Below are 12,040 nucleotides of genomic sequence, written 5' to 3'. Positions count from 1 at the left end.
GAGACATGCAGCCCGGTCGATGCGGGCGCATTGGAGACCCCACGATGAAATTCACCCTCAATTCCCGAAGCGTGGCCTTTGACGGCGACGGGCAGACCCCCTTGCTGTGGGTGCTGCGCGACCACTTCAAGCTGCCGGGCACCAAGTTCGGCTGCGGCATCAGCATGTGCGGGGCCTGCACGGTCCATGTCGATGGCGAGCCCGTGCGTTCCTGCGTGCTGCCCGTCTCGACGGTGGGCGGCAAGGCGGTCACGACCATCGAAGGACTGTCCAGCAACCGTTCCCACCCCATCCAGAAGGCCTGGATGGACAAGGACGTGCCGCAGTGCGGCTACTGCCAGTCCGGCATGGTCATGGCCGCTGCAGCACTGCTCAAGGCCCATCCGCAGCCCACCGATGCGCAGATCGACGAGGCCATGACCAATCTGTGCCGCTGCGCCACCTACCACCGCATCCGGGAGGCCATCCATGCCGCAGCGTCCAAGCAATGAACGGGGCCGCGTGGCCGATTCGGCCACCTCGCTGCGGCGCAGGCACCTGCTCCAGAGTGCCGCTGCGCTGCTGGTGGCGCCTGCTGCAGGCAGCCTGCTGATTCCGCTGGCGCAGGCCGCGCCGCCGGCAGCCGGTGCGGCGGCGGCAGCAGCCATCGGCGACTGGGTCTGGATCGAGCCTTCGGGCCAGGTGGTGATCGGCGTTTCGCAGTGCGAGGTCGGCCAGGGCATCTACACAGGCCTGCCCCAGGTGCTGGCCGATGAACTGGATGCCGACTGGGCCAGCGTGACCGTGCGCTTCGTCACGGGGCGCGACGCCTATCGCAACGATGCGGGCGAGATGCCGTTCCAGCAGTTCGTGGGTGCCTCCATGTCCATGAACTATTTCTATGAACGCATGCGCCTGGCCGGCGCCCAGGCGCGCGATGTGTTGCTGCGCGCCGGCGCAAGCCGCCTGGGTGTGCGTGCCTCCCAGTGCATGACGCGTGCCGGCCGCGTGCTGCACCCCGCGACGGGCCGCAGCGTGGGCTATGGCGAGATCGTGGCCGATGCCTCCAGGCTGCCCCTGGCCGCGCGGCCGCGCATGAAGTCGGCTTCCGAGCAGGGCCTGATCGGCCGCAACCTGCGCCGTGTGGATACGCCTTCCAAGGTCGACGGCAGCGCGGTGTTCGGCATCGATGTCGAGGTGCCCGGCATGCTGATCGGCGCCGTGCGCATGGCGCCCAGCGTGACGGGGCGCATCGTGCGCATCCACAACGAGGCAGAGGTGCGCGCGCGCCCCGGCGTGCATGCCGTCGTGCGCACCACGCAGTGGCCCGACCCCGAGCCCAGCACCGTGGTCGTGGTGGCCGACTCGTACTGGATTGCCAAGCAGGCTGCCGATGCGCTGGACATCGAATTCGACGCCGGCGCGGCGGCCGGCGTGGACAGCGAGCGCATCCATGCGCAGTTCGTCGCAGGCTTGTCGAACGACAAGGCCGTCGTTGCCCGCAGCCTGGGCAAGCCGCGTGAAGTGCTGGCGGCCGGCAAGACCATCACGGCCGACTACCACTCGCCCTACATCACGCACGCCACCATGGAGCCGCTGGCCGCCACCGTGCATGTGCGCGACGGCGAGGTCGAGACCTGGGGGCCCTACCAGGGCCAGGACTTCCTGCGTGGCGAACTCGGCAAGGCCTGCGGCGTGCCTGCAGACAAGGTGATCGTGCACACCACGTTCCTGGGCGGCAGCTTCGGGCGCAAGTACATGCCCGACTTCGCCTTGCATGCGGCGGCGGCATCCAAGGCCGTGGGCCGGCCCGTCAAGGTCATCCGCTCGCGCGAGGACGACATACGGCATTCCTACTACCGGCCCGGCGCATCGGGGCGCTTGAGCGCCGTGCTCGGCGCCGACGGCATGCCGGCCGCGCTGCATGCGCGCATCTCGGGACAGTCGCTGTACGGGGCCATCAACCCCAAGAAGATGGCCGATGCCGGCGGCTGGGACGAGACCATGGTCGAGTCCATCTACGACCTGATCTACGGCGTGCCCAACCTGCTGGTGGATGCCGTGGACGTGCAGCAGCCCATACCGCTGAGCTACCTGCGCAGCGTGGGCACCACGTCCAGCGTGTTCTTCCTGGAAAGCTTCATCAGCGAGCTGGCCCACACCGCAGGCGTGGACGACTACCAGTACCGGCGCCGCCTGCTGGCCGGCCAGCCGCTGGCGCTGGGCGTGCTGGATGCGGCGGCGCGCGCCGCGCGCTGGGAGCAGCCCGCGCCGGCAGGCCTGCACCGCGCCATGACCTTCAACGTCTACACGGGGCGGGGCGAGAGCTTCCAGACCTTCGTCGCACTGGTCATGGAATTGCGTGTTGTGCAAGGCCGCGTGCGGCTGGAGCGTGCCATCTGCGCCATTGATGCGGGCCGCGTGGTCAATCCGGGCCTGGTCAAGGCCAATGTGGAAGGCGGCATCGGCTTTGCGCTGACCAACACCTTCAAGAGCCGGCTGGACTTCGACAAGGGCGCGGTACAGCAAAGCAACTTCCACGACTACCCGCTGCTGCAACTGTCCGAAATGCCCCGCGTGGAGGTGGTCCTGGTCGAAAGCGACCGGCCGCCCCAGGGCTGCGGCGAAGTGGCCTTGGGCCCCACGGCGCCTGCCGTGGCCACGGCCATGTTCCATGCCACGGGCCGCCGGTTCCGCTCCATGCCGCTGCCGCAGGACATCGCGTCCACCTGATCACCACCCCAACCCCGGCTTTTTTTGAGAAAAGGAATTTCATGCAAGTCGAACACATCACCCCGTGCATAGGATCGGAGATATACGGCATCGATCTCTCGGACCCGGCGCAGGTGCATGACCATGCGGACGCGCTGCGCAAGCTGCTGGCCGAGCGCCAGGTCATCTTCTTCCGCGACCAGACGCTGGACCCTGCGCAGCAGGTGCGCGTGGCCCAGGTGTTCGGCAAGGTCGAGCCCGTGTCCTCCACCTTTCCCTCGCACCCGGACGATCCCCATGTCGAGCTGCTGATCAGCCAGGGCACGCGCACCGGCACCGACATCTGGCATGCCGACCTGACCTGGCAGACCAAGCCGCCCGCCGGTGCCTGCCTCTACGCCGTGGACGTGCCGCCCACGGGCGGCGACACCATGTGGGCCAGCATGACCACGGCCTTCGCCTCGCTGGCGCCCGAGCTGCAGGCCTATCTGCGCACGCTGCGCGCCACCCACAACTGGGAGGCGCCGGCCCTGAGGCAAAGCCTGATGCGCCGCGATCCCTCGGGCGAGGCCTATCGCGCCACGCGCCTCAAGCATCCGCCGCTGGAGCAGCCCGTGGTCCTGGTGCACCCGGTGACCTGCCTGCCCGTGGCCTTTGTGAACTCGCTCTACACCACGCACATCGAGGGCGTCACCAGCGACGAGAGCGCGGCGCTGATCGCCATGCTCAGCGGCCTGGCCAAGGTGCCTGAATGGCAGGTGCGCTTTCGCTGGCGCAAGGGCTCGGTGGCCATCTGGGACAACCTGGCCACGCAGCATTACGCGGTCAACGACTACCACCCCGCGGCGCGGCGCATGCACCGCGTGGCGATACGCCAGGCGTGAGCCCGGCCCCGGCCTTTGCTGAAAATGACAAAACCCACGATGAAAGCCCATCCCATGAAAGCGAAACGCAAAACGCTTGCCCTAGGCATGGCCCTGGCCATGGCCCTGCTGGCCGGTCCTGCCCAGGCGCAGGCCTATCCCCACAAGCCCGTCACCATCGTCGTGGCCTATCCCGCAGGCGGTGACACCGATGCGCTGGCGCGCCTGCTGGGCGAGAAGCTGTCGGCCCGCATCGGACAGTCGGTGCTTGTGGACAACCGCGCAGGCGCCAGCGGCACCATCGGCAGCAGCTATGTGGCCAAGGCGCCGGCCGATGGCTATACGCTGCTGCTGGCGCCCAATACCTTTGCCATGGCCCAGCTGGTGCTCAAGCTGGGCGCAGGCCACGGATATGACGTGCTCAACGGATTCACGCCCGTGATCGAGGTCGGCTCCACATCGCTGTTCCTTGTCGCCGGACCCGGCGCGGGCGTGCGCACGCTCAAGGAGGCCGTATCCGCGAGCCAGGGCCGTTCGCTGGGCTACGCCACCCCGGGCAATGGCTCGCCCATGCACTTTCTGGGCGAGATGGTCCGGCGCGCCACGGGCGCCCGCTTCGAGTCCATCCCCTACAAGGGCGTGGCGCCTGCGGTCACGGACGTGGTGGGCGGCCATGTGCCCTTCACCTACAGCACGCTGGGCTCCATCGCGCCCTACCTGCCCGGCGGCAAGCTGGTGGCGCTGGCCGTGGCCGACGCCCAGCGCTCGCCGCTTGCGCCCGACGTGCCCACGCTGGCCGAACTGGGCTACAAGGACGTGGAGCTGACGGCCTGGTACGGCCTGTTCGGCCCCAGGAACATGCCTGCCGACGTGGTCAGGCTGCTGAATACGCACCTGAACGAGGTCCTCAAGATGCCCGACGTGGTGGCACGCATGGCCACGCTGGGAACCGTCCCTGTGGGCGGCCCGCCGCAGCGCCTGGGCAAGACCAATGCCAGCGACTTCGAGCGCTTCGGGCGGCTGGTCAAGGAGCTGGGCATACAGTCCGACTGAGGGCAGCGCACCGGACGAAAGGAGGGAGCAGCGGGCGCCGGCGCAAGTCAATCCGGGTGGTGGCCCGGGTGTGGTGGGTGGTCTTGCGCCGGCGCATCCTGCCTGATGCGCTCGGCCAGCAGGTGGGACATGAAGCGCAGATAGTGCTCGACCTGCTGGTCTGCCTGCGGCCCTTCCCCGAACAGTTCGGCCAGCAGCGGCCGTGCTGTGGGCAGGAAGGCCGAAATGCTGAGGATGGCCAGGTGGATGAAGCGCGGGTCCACCTGTGCCGGGTGGCTGGCCTGCGCTCCGTCCATCAGCATGGTCGAGGTCAGCTCCAGCCCGCGCCGCGTGATGCGCTGCAGCGGCGTGCCCGAGGGCGGAGGCTCTTCTTCGCTTTCATAGTGGTAGATCTCGGACAGCGCCAGCCGCTCGAACTGCGGGTGCTCGCGCATGAAATCCAGCCGCAGCAGCAGGCGCTGGTAGACGCGCTCTTCCACCGTGCCCTGCGTCCTGAGCGCCACTTCCATGCGGTTTTGCAACTCGCGCATCAGGGACTCCGTCACTTCCTGCAGCAGTCCCTTGAGGCTGCTGAAGTAGTAGCGCACCAGCGCCCGCGTGACGCCGGCCGCCGCCGCGATTTCCAGAATGCTCAGTTGCTCCGGCGTGCGGGTCTTGAGCAGGTTGACCGTGGTCTGCAGGATGATGTCCCGGCCGACGGCATCGTCGGCCAGCGGGCGGCCGCTGTTGCGGCGGGGCTTCTTGGGCGCGGAATCGGCAGGCTTCTTTTGGGACGGCATGCGGGCCATTGTCGGCGATACACAGGCAGCGGCTGCGCCGCAAGTGTCAGGGCTGGGCGGTGATGCGGGCCAGCGCGTCCTCGATCTCGCGGGCCTGCTGGGGCCGCACCAGCCTTTGCACCTCCTGCCCGTCACGCAGAAAGACCAGGGTGGGCCAGAGCTTGACGCGGTAGCTGCGTCCCAGGGCCCTGCCGGGGCCGTCTTCCACCTTGATGTGGGCCACCTGCGGGGCGGCATCCAGCGCCTGGGCAATCAGCGGTTGCGCGCGCTGGCAGTGGCCGCACCAGGCGGTGCCGAACTCCAGCAAGGTAGCGCCGGGCAGCGTATCGACGGTGCTGCGATCGGGGGCGTCGGTCAGGTGCTTGGACTGGAAGGGCATGGGGCAATCTCCTGTCAGGGAAAGGCCTGCAGCGGCAGGATGGACACGGTTTCGCCGGCTTGCACGGCAGCGCGCTCATGTTCGAGCACGATGAGGCAGTCGGCCTCGGCCATGGAACTGAGTACGCCCGAGCCCTGCGGCCCCGTGGTGCGCACCATGCAGAGGCCATCGGCGCCCTTGGACAGAATGCCGCGCTGGTACTCGGTGCGGCCTGGCCGCTTGGACAGGGCCTGCGCAGCCACAGCCTGGGGCAGGGCGGCCGGTTCACCGTCCACGGCGGCGGCGCCCATGAGCTGCAGCAGCGCCGGCCGTACAAAGACCAGAAAGCTCACCATGGCAGCCACGGGATTGCCGGGCAGGCCGATCAGTACCGTGGTGCGTGCCGGTGGCCGGCTGGCGGCAAATGGCGTGCCCGCATCGGGCTGCAACAGGCCCACGGCCAGCGGCCGGCCCGGCCGCATGGCCAGGCGCCAGAAATGAACGCTGCCCATGCGTTGCAGCATGGCGCGCGTATGGTCGGCCTCGCCCGCGCTGATGCCGCCGCTGGTCAGCACCACGTCGGCCAGGGAGGCGGCTTCGCGCAGGCGCTCCTGCAAGGCTTCGGGCTGGTCGGCCACCACGCCCAGGTCCAGCACCTTGACGCCCATGCGCTGCAGCAGGCCGATGAGGCTGAAGCGGTTGCTGTCGTAGACCGCCCCTTCGCGCAGCGCCGTGCCGGGGTGCAGGATTTCATCGCCCGTGGAGAAATAGGCCACGCGCAGCCGCCTGCGAACATGCACCTGAGACTGGCCCAGGCTGGCGATCAGGCCCAGGGCTGCCGGATGCAGGCGCTGGCCCGCCGCCAGCGCCACGCAGCCCTGGCTCAGATCCTCGCCGCGCCTGCGGCGGTTGTCTCCGGTGCGCACGCTGCCGGCGGGGATGCGTACATGGTCGGGCGAGGCCGCATCGGCGGGCTCGGTGCGTTCGTGCGCGATCACCGTGTCCAGACCGGGCGGCAGCACGGCGCCCGTCATGATCTTGATGCACTCGCCCGCCCGCACCGTGCCATGCCAGGGCTTGCCGGCCAGGGCCTGGCCGACCACGCGCAGCACCAGCGGGGCGCCGGCCTGCAGCTGGCTGCCGTCGAAGGCATAGCCATCCATGGCGGCGTTGTCATGTGCGGGCACGTCGATGGGGGAGACGATGTCTTCGGCCAGCATGCGGTCCAGCGCGTCGGCCAGCGCCAGTGTTTCCACATCCGCCACCGGGCCCAGGGGCTGCATCAGGCTGGCCAGCTGGGACAGTGCCTGATCAACGCTCAGGTCCTGGGCGGAGGCGATGGGGGCGGAGGCGGGCTGGAAGGTGGCGGTCATCAGAACGGAATCCGGTGGGGCAAGGCCGGTCACGGCGGCGTCACGGGCACACAGGCCGCGGCCTGCGCCAGGGCCTGCAGCTCCTGCTGCGTGTTGGCGTTGGCAAAGGCCAGCGGGCTGTCGTCCGCGCGATCGAAGAGGGCGGTGGCGCAGCGGTGCTGGCCCGTCCAGGCATCGATCTTGCGGCCGCCCGAACGTATGAAGGACTGCAGGCTATCACGCAGCGATGACCGCATCAGGCAGAACACGGGCTGGGCACGCAGCCTGGATTGATCTGTATCAAGCGAGCGTTCCCAGCCATGGGCGACGACGATGTCGGCCGCAGGCTGCTGCGCCAGCGCAGCCTGCGCGAGCCGCTGTACAAGGTCCTGGGGGAACAGCGGCGTGTCGCAGGGCACGCAGACCAGCCAGGGTGTCTGGCAATGGGTGAGGCCGCTCAGAAAGCCGGCCAGCGGGCCGGGGTAGTCGGGTTCGGCATCGGGCCAGACCGGGGCGCCATAGGGGGCGCCCAGTTGCGCATAGGCCTCGGTATGGCGATTGGCGTTGAGCATCAGATGCCCGACCTGGGGCGCAAGGCGGCTGAGCGCGTGGCCCGCCAGCGGCTGGCCCAGAAAGGGCTGCAGGCCCTTGTCGATGCCGCCCATGCGCATGCCGCGCCCGCCTGCCAGCACGCAGCCCGTGATGTCGCTCAAGGGCAGGGTGTCGGGCAGAGAGGAAACGGGCATGTGTGGCTTGTGATGGAGAAACCGAGGGGAAAGGGAAAGGGAGCCGCGCGCGACGCGCGGGCTCAGCCGCCGATGTAGCTCATCTCTATGCGCCTGCGCTGCGTGTCCGTGCTGGACGGCAGGCTGGCGCGCAGTTCGGAATAGCGGTCGGTGCGCTGCTGCCAGATGGGGGCCAGCGCGGCTGCCACTTCCTCGTCGCTGGCGCCGCTGCGCAGCAGGCTGCGCAGGTCCCAGCCTTCGGAGGCGAACAGGCACAGGTACAGCCGGCCCTCGGTGGACAGGCGCGCACGGTTGCAGTCGCCGCAAAAGGCGTGGGTGACGCTGCTGATCACGCCGACCTCGCCCAGCGAGGGATCGTGCAGGCCCTGCGCATCGGCATATCCCCAGCGCACGGCGGTCTCGCCCAGGCTGCTGGCCTGCAGCGGCACCAGGGGCAGCTCGGCGCGCAGCCGGGCGATGACTTCGTCGGAGGGCAGGACCTCGTTCATGCGCCAGCCGTTGGTCGCGCCCACGTCCATGTATTCGATGAAGCGCAAGGTCACGCCCGTGCCCTGGAAGTGGCGCGCCATGGGCAGGATCTGGTCCTCGTTGGTGCCGCGCTTGACCACCATGTTGACCTTGATGTTGCCCAGGCCTGCCGCCTGGGCCGCCTCGATGCCGGCCAGCACGTCGGAGACCGGGAAGTCCACGTCGTTCATGCTGCGGAACACCGCGTCGTCCAGCCCGTCCAGGCTGACGGTGACGCGGTTCAGGCCGGCCGCCTTGAGCGCCCGGGCCTTGCGCGCCAGCAGCGAGCCGTTGGTGGTCAGCGTCAGGTCCAGCGGATGGCCGTCGGGCGTGCGCAGGGCAGACAGCTGCTCCACCAGCGTTTCCACGTTCTTGCGCAGCAGCGGCTCGCCGCCGGTCAGGCGGATCTTGCGCACGCCATGCTGCACGAACAGGCGGGCCGTGCGCGTGATCTCCTCGAAGCTCAGCAGCGAGCCGTGCGGCAGGTAGCGGTAGTTCTTGTCGAAGACTTCCTTGGGCATGCAGTAGCTGCAGCGGAAGTTGCAGCGGTCGGTGATGCTGATGCGCAGGTCGCGCAGCGGCCGGCCAAGCCTGTCACGCAGATCGCCGGTGGGCGCCTGCAGCAGTCTTGGCACGGTGGCCGGGCGCGTGGGGGCGCGCTCGTCGACCAGGGGGATCACTCGTTCTGCCATGCCCGCGATTTTGCCCGAATGCCTATGTCCAGGCTCTGCGCAAGCCTGCAGATCTTGATCTGCGTCTAGACGCAGCGCGCTCCGTCCACCTCGATGCAGGTGCCGCTGATGAAGGCCGCCTCGTCGCTGGCCAGATACAGCGCGGCATTGGCCACGTCCAGCGCCGTGGAAAAGCGGCCCAGCGGAATCGTCGCGCGAAAGCGCGCGCGGCGCTCCTCGTCCACGGGGCCGCCGGCAAACTCGGCGGCCAGGCCTGTGTCGGGGTTGAAGACGGGGTTGATGCAGTTGACGCGGATGTTCTCCGGGCCCAGTTCCGCGGCCATGGACTTGCTGGTCACGATGACGGCGCCCTTGGAGCCGTTGTACCAGGTCAGCCCCGGGCGCGGGCGCAGGCCTGCCGTGGAGGCGATGTTGATGAAGCTGCCGCCGCCGGGGCGGCCATCGGCCATCGGCGGATTGGCGCGCATGGCCGGCACGCCGTGGATGGCCGAGAGATAAATGCTCTTGACGTTGATGGCATAGACCCGGTCGAACTCGGCCTCGCTGACTTCGAGCATGGGACGGTTGCGGTGCGTCCAGCCCGCGTTGTTGACGAAGACATCGAGCCGGCCGTGGGCCTGCAGTGTGGCGGCCACCAGGGCCTTGACCTGTTCGCCCTGCGTCATGTCCGCCTGCACATAGAGCGCGCGGCCGCCCACGGCGTTGATGGCCTGTGCCACGCGCGTGCCGGCCTCGCGGTCGATGTCGTTGACGACGATATGCGCGCCTTCGGCGGCCAGCCGCATGGCGATGCCGGCTCCTATGCCGCTGCCGGCGCCTGTGACGATGATGGATTTGTCCTGGACACGCATCGGGCTTTGCTCCTCGGTCGGGGGTCAGGCCCCCTGGGTTTCGGTGGTGGCTGTGGTCGCCGGGGTCGGGGCCACGCCGCCTGTGCCGGGCTGCCAGCCCACGAACTGCGGGTAGTAGCGCGCCACGCCGGGGCCATTGAAGTCCCAGCCCAGGCACTGGCCCAGGTGGCGTGGCGGCTGGCTGGGGTCGGCATCGCCAAAGACGCCGGGCACGGACTGGAAGGCGGCCGTGGCCATGTTGAACAGCAGCTCGCGCAGATGCGTGCAGCTGGCCACGCCGCCCAGGTTCTCGTTGATGGCCTTGCGCCATCCGCGCGCCATGCTGCAGCCGACCATTTTCTGCAGGGCCCGCGTGGCCTCGGGGCAGTGGCCCAGCGGATGGGAGTCCATGACGACCTCGATGGCCTGCACCGCCAGGCGGGCATCGACCGTGGTGCGTATCCACATGTGGTGTATGGCCGTGCCGGCCGGCATGTGGCGGCCGCCGCTCAGTTCGATGTCATGGGTCTTGCTGTCGCGCAGCTCGCCTTCGATGTCCCAGAGGCCATCGGCGCGGGCGTAGCTGCGGTAGCGCACGTCGCGTTCATGCTGGGGCGTGCGGTCGGGAACGGGAGACAAGGGCATGGGGAATTCTTCTTTCTGTCGCGTGCGGCCGGCTGGCGCCGGGCACCTTGCGATTTTCCGTCATGCGCCAGGATCAGCCATGCCGTATGGCGACGGTCTTCAGCGTGGTGAAGCCATAGAGCGCCTCGAAGCCCTTTTCGCGGCCATGGCCGCTGGACTTGACGCCGCCGAAGGGCAGCTCCACGCCGCCACCCGCCCCGTAGTTGTTGACGAAGACCTGGCCGCAGCGCAGGCGCCGCGCCAGGCGCAGCTGACGCGCGCCGTCACGGGTCCACAGGCCGGCCACCAGGCCGTAGGCCGTGCCGTTGGCCAGTTGCACGGCATGGTCCTCGTCATGGAAGGGCATGGCGCAGAGCACGGGGCCGAAGATCTCTTCCTGCGCCAGCCGGTGCTCGGGTGGCACGTCGCGCAGCAGGGTGGGCGCCTGGTAGAAGCCGCTGTCGGGCGCATGCTCCACGATCTGGCCCTGCGCCACCACGGCAATGCCTGCCACCTGGGCGTCGGACAGGAAATCCCAGACACGCTGCTGCTGGCTGGCGCGGATCAGCGGACCCAGGTCCAGGTCCATGGCGGCCGGACCCACGCGCAGCGCCTCGAAGGCCTGGCCCAGGCGTTCGAGCAGCGGCTCGTAGATCAGCGAGTCGATCAGCACGCGCGAGCCTGCCGAGCAGGTCTGGCCGGCGTTCTGCACGATGGCGTTGACGATGGCCGGCACGGCGGCGTCCAGGTCCGCATCCGCGAACACGATCTGCGGACTCTTGCCGCCCAGCTCCAGCGTGACGGGGCAGTGCCGTTCGGCCGCAGCCTGCTGGATCAGCGTGCCCACGCCAGGGCTGCCCGTGAAGCTCAGGTGGTCCACTCCTGGATGGCGCGCCAGGGCCTCGCCCACCTCGTGCCCCAGGCCGGTGACCACGTTGAAGGCGCCTGCCGGAAAGCCGACCTCGGTGGCCAGCCGCGCCACGCGCAGCACGGACAGGCAGGCGTCTTCCGAGGGCTTGACCACGCAGGTATTGCCCGCGGCCAGCGCCGCGCCCACGCTGCGGCCCAGGATCTGCATGGGATAGTTCCAGGGGACGATATGACCGGTCACGCCGTGGGGCTCGCGCCAGGTCAGGGCGCTGTAGCCTTGCTGATAGGGCAGGGTCTCGCCGTGCAGCTTGTCGCAGGCGCCTGCATAGAACTCGAAGTAGCGCGCCAGCGCCAGCGCATCGGCGCGGGCCTGGCGCGTGGGCTTGCCGCAGTCGCGCTGCTCGATGGCCGTGAGTTCATCGGCATGCTGCAGCACGCTGCCCGACAGGCGCATCAGCAGGCGCCCGCGTTCGGCGGCCGAGAGCTTGCTCCAGACGCTGTCCTGGCATTCGCGCGCAGAGCGCACGGCCAGGTCGATGTCCTGGGGCGAGCCGCGTTGGAGCTCGTCGAAAGCCTGCCCGTCCGACGGGTCCAGCACGGGGATCGTGCGTCCCGATTCCGTGGGCACGGACGCATTGCCGATGTGGTGGTATTGCATGGAGCCCGATTGTGGGG

At 69.1% G+C, this 12,040-nt stretch carries 12 protein-coding genes; 4 read left to right on the top strand and 8 right to left on the bottom strand.

Going from position 1 to position 12,040, the window contains the following annotated elements; translation table 11 throughout:
* Positions 1 to 44 precede the first annotated feature (44 nt).
* The 4 genes from AC5I49_RS27440 to AC5I49_RS27425 are packed head-to-tail and all read left to right on the top strand — an operon-like array spanning position 45 to position 4,607.
* Positions 45 to 491, top strand: coding sequence for a (2Fe-2S)-binding protein (locus AC5I49_RS27440; RefSeq protein WP_017404538.1), 447 nt, complete (start codon positions 45 to 47; stop codon positions 489 to 491).
* A complete protein-coding gene (locus AC5I49_RS27435) occupies positions 469 to 2,712 on the top strand; it encodes a xanthine dehydrogenase family protein molybdopterin-binding subunit (RefSeq protein ID WP_495790168.1) in 2,244 nt (747 codons plus the stop codon). Before AC5I49_RS27440 ends, AC5I49_RS27435 begins: the two co-directional genes overlap by 23 nt.
* A gap of 41 nt (positions 2,713 to 2,753) precedes the next feature.
* Positions 2,754 to 3,575 carry a TauD/TfdA dioxygenase family protein gene (locus AC5I49_RS27430; protein WP_016451352.1) on the top strand — a complete coding sequence of 274 codons (822 nt, stop codon included), beginning with the start codon at positions 2,754 to 2,756 and terminating at the stop codon, positions 3,573 to 3,575.
* 54 nt (positions 3,576 to 3,629) lie between these two features.
* Positions 3,630 to 4,607, top strand: coding sequence for a Bug family tripartite tricarboxylate transporter substrate binding protein (locus tag AC5I49_RS27425; protein WP_026062757.1), 978 nt, complete (start codon positions 3,630 to 3,632; stop codon positions 4,605 to 4,607).
* A gap of 47 nt (positions 4,608 to 4,654) precedes the next feature.
* Here the strand turns inward: AC5I49_RS27425 and AC5I49_RS27420 are convergent, their stop codons facing one another.
* The 8 genes from AC5I49_RS27420 to AC5I49_RS27385 all read right to left on the bottom strand — a co-directional run bounded on the left by AC5I49_RS27420 (position 4,655) and on the right by AC5I49_RS27385 (position 12,023).
* Positions 4,655 to 5,386, bottom strand: coding sequence for a TetR/AcrR family transcriptional regulator (locus AC5I49_RS27420; protein WP_223275354.1), 732 nt, complete (start codon positions 5,384 to 5,386; stop codon positions 4,655 to 4,657).
* Positions 5,387 to 5,432: 46 nt separating this feature from the next.
* Positions 5,433 to 5,765 (bottom strand): thioredoxin family protein, encoded by a 333-nt coding sequence (locus tag AC5I49_RS27415; protein ID WP_034365530.1) that lies wholly within the window; start codon positions 5,763 to 5,765, stop codon positions 5,433 to 5,435.
* 14 nt (positions 5,766 to 5,779) lie between these two features.
* The gene (gene moeA, locus AC5I49_RS27410; protein ID WP_495790167.1) at positions 5,780 to 7,117 is read right to left on the bottom strand and encodes a molybdopterin molybdotransferase MoeA; all 1,338 of its coding nucleotides are present in this window, start codon (positions 7,115 to 7,117) and stop codon (positions 5,780 to 5,782) included.
* A gap of 29 nt (positions 7,118 to 7,146) precedes the next feature.
* Positions 7,147 to 7,842 carry a molybdenum cofactor guanylyltransferase MobA gene (gene mobA, locus AC5I49_RS27405; RefSeq protein ID WP_074921390.1) on the bottom strand — a complete coding sequence of 232 codons (696 nt, stop codon included), beginning with the start codon at positions 7,840 to 7,842 and terminating at the stop codon, positions 7,147 to 7,149.
* Positions 7,843 to 7,904: 62 nt separating this feature from the next.
* Complete coding sequence (gene moaA / locus AC5I49_RS27400; RefSeq protein ID WP_016447431.1) at positions 7,905 to 9,041, bottom strand: GTP 3',8-cyclase MoaA; 1,137 nt, start codon at positions 9,039 to 9,041, stop codon at positions 7,905 to 7,907.
* Positions 9,042 to 9,106: 65 nt separating this feature from the next.
* Positions 9,107 to 9,892: an SDR family oxidoreductase gene (locus tag AC5I49_RS27395; protein ID WP_016447430.1), complete on the bottom strand. Its 786-nt coding sequence runs from the start codon at positions 9,890 to 9,892 to the stop codon at positions 9,107 to 9,109.
* Between the two features lie 24 nt (positions 9,893 to 9,916).
* Complete coding sequence (locus tag AC5I49_RS27390) at positions 9,917 to 10,516, bottom strand: DUF2889 domain-containing protein (protein ID WP_016447429.1); 600 nt, start codon at positions 10,514 to 10,516, stop codon at positions 9,917 to 9,919.
* Positions 10,517 to 10,589: 73 nt separating this feature from the next.
* A complete protein-coding gene (locus AC5I49_RS27385) occupies positions 10,590 to 12,023 on the bottom strand; it encodes an aldehyde dehydrogenase family protein (RefSeq protein ID WP_016447428.1) in 1,434 nt (477 codons plus the stop codon).
* Between the last annotated feature and the right edge of the window lie 17 nt (positions 12,024 to 12,040).

The organism is Delftia sp. (assembly GCF_059499305.1).
The sequence above is the reverse complement of the archived record's forward strand: the minus strand, read 5'-3'. Positions and strand labels throughout refer to the sequence as shown.

What these genes read in the sequence shown, in the direction of transcription:
- AC5I49_RS27440 (WP_017404538.1), top strand. Translation starts at nt 45, where the DNA reads ATGAAATTCACCCTCAATTCCCGAAGCGTGGCCTTTGACGGCGACGGG.
- AC5I49_RS27435 (WP_495790168.1), top strand. Translation starts at nt 469, where the DNA reads ATGCCGCAGCGTCCAAGCAATGAACGGGGCCGCGTGGCCGATTCGGCC.
- AC5I49_RS27430 (WP_016451352.1), top strand. Translation starts at nt 2,754, where the DNA reads ATGCAAGTCGAACACATCACCCCGTGCATAGGATCGGAGATATACGGC.
- AC5I49_RS27425 (WP_026062757.1), top strand. Translation starts at nt 3,630, where the DNA reads ATGAAAGCGAAACGCAAAACGCTTGCCCTAGGCATGGCCCTGGCCATG.
- AC5I49_RS27420 (WP_223275354.1), bottom strand. Translation starts at nt 5,386, where the DNA reads ATGCCGTCCCAAAAGAAGCCTGCCGATTCCGCGCCCAAGAAGCCCCGC.
- AC5I49_RS27415 (WP_034365530.1), bottom strand. Translation starts at nt 5,765, where the DNA reads ATGCCCTTCCAGTCCAAGCACCTGACCGACGCCCCCGATCGCAGCACC.
- moeA (WP_495790167.1), bottom strand. Translation starts at nt 7,117, where the DNA reads ATGACCGCCACCTTCCAGCCCGCCTCCGCCCCCATCGCCTCCGCCCAG.
- mobA (WP_074921390.1), bottom strand. Translation starts at nt 7,842, where the DNA reads ATGCCCGTTTCCTCTCTGCCCGACACCCTGCCCTTGAGCGACATCACG.
- moaA (WP_016447431.1), bottom strand. Translation starts at nt 9,041, where the DNA reads ATGGCAGAACGAGTGATCCCCCTGGTCGACGAGCGCGCCCCCACGCGC.
- AC5I49_RS27395 (WP_016447430.1), bottom strand. Translation starts at nt 9,892, where the DNA reads ATGCGTGTCCAGGACAAATCCATCATCGTCACAGGCGCCGGCAGCGGC.
- AC5I49_RS27390 (WP_016447429.1), bottom strand. Translation starts at nt 10,516, where the DNA reads ATGCCCTTGTCTCCCGTTCCCGACCGCACGCCCCAGCATGAACGCGAC.
- AC5I49_RS27385 (WP_016447428.1), bottom strand. Translation starts at nt 12,023, where the DNA reads ATGCAATACCACCACATCGGCAATGCGTCCGTGCCCACGGAATCGGGA.